Raw genomic sequence first — 1,352 nt, forward strand, 5'->3', positions numbered from 1 at the left:
AACATGTCGTTAAGCACAACTAACAAAAATGCCGCCCACCCATGCATTTTCTTTGCCTTTCTCCACAACAAATAATGAACAGGCTGGATGCTTGTTGCTCAGGGTCTATTGAGAAGTGCTTCCTGCGCTTCCATCATCAGGATTTCCTCCAGTGCCCTCAGGCCGGCAAGATAGCCAGAATAAGAGGCCGTTATAGCTTGTCTGGGTAGATCGTGATGGACAGCAACATCCCCTGCAGTCAAAACGCCGCTCTGACAGGTGTGGCTCCAACGGTATTCGTTATCCAGACTCTCGGGCGCTATTGAGCCAATTCCCAGATCCTCCGGCGAGTATTCCAGTGTATTGGCAATGACGCCGTCCACCATGATGGAACGGTTATCAGCCTGAACGCGGTAGAGATTTTCCAGAGGCATCAAGGTAATGGTATCTGCCGTTATTGTAGAAACGGATAACCTGAGGAGCTGCTTATCCAGACTTATAAGCAGGCTGGATTCAGTGTCAGGGACTGGCCAGAAGCTTTTCAACGGCTTTCTGTTTCGGGTATCAATGAGAACAACATCAAACCCGGATCGGCTGGCGTATAAAGCAGCGGTTTTCCCCCCAATCCCTGCGCCAAGGATAGCGACCCTCCTTTTCGACCAAACACTTTTTGTCACCGTTTTATTCAGCCACTGGGCAGAGGTTGTTCCCCTGGCCGCAGCCATCAGGAGAGTAACAAAGGGGCTATCAACAGAACCGAGTGTGAGCATGTTGCTCTTCATCAAGGGCTGAGACCATGGAGTTTGGTTGAAATCATAGCGTTGGATATAGTCCTTGTTATTCAGACAAATATCAGGGTAGATACCGGATTGAGGCTTCTGCCCAATGGCTGAGAATACACCTGAAACAGGAAGACTCAGCCTGCGCCTGCCGCCCTCAAAACTCAATGTACTGGCATTGAGCAAGCCATTCTGATTGATGTAAATGGACTCCAGATTATGTTCGAAATAGAGAAAAAGAGCCTTCTTTCTTCTCTCCAGTGCATTGTAGAGAAGATCAATCATGATACTTTCTGCCTTGAAGCTACTGCCTTGTACAGCAAGATGGACCTTATTGGCATTGAGGCTGAGCAAGCTGATAGCTTGTTCAATGGCTGAGGCTCCTCCACCCACCACCAGAACATCTTTTTCTGCAAACCTGGGACCGTCACAGTCGGTACAGGTAAATACCCCATTACCTTTGTAGGGCTCCAGAATCGTCGGCAGGTTGGGCTTTGCCCCCGATGCCAATATGACAAGGGTCGCATAATAGGCAGAACGCTCACCTTGTAAGACCTTCAGGGTTCCCTTCAGTTGAGTTTCAACAATATGATC

Annotated in this window: 1 protein-coding gene; it reads right to left on the bottom strand. The window is 48.8% G+C overall.

The genetic code is table 11. The features are described 5' to 3' along the window. Positions 1 to 98: 98 nt before the first annotated feature. A partial coding sequence (locus KDK18_RS12330; protein ID WP_257255223.1) for an FAD-dependent oxidoreductase occupies positions 99 to 1,352 on the bottom strand: 1,254 nt, incomplete at its 5' end.

It is taken from the genome of Endozoicomonas sp. SESOKO3, from assembly GCF_024606255.1.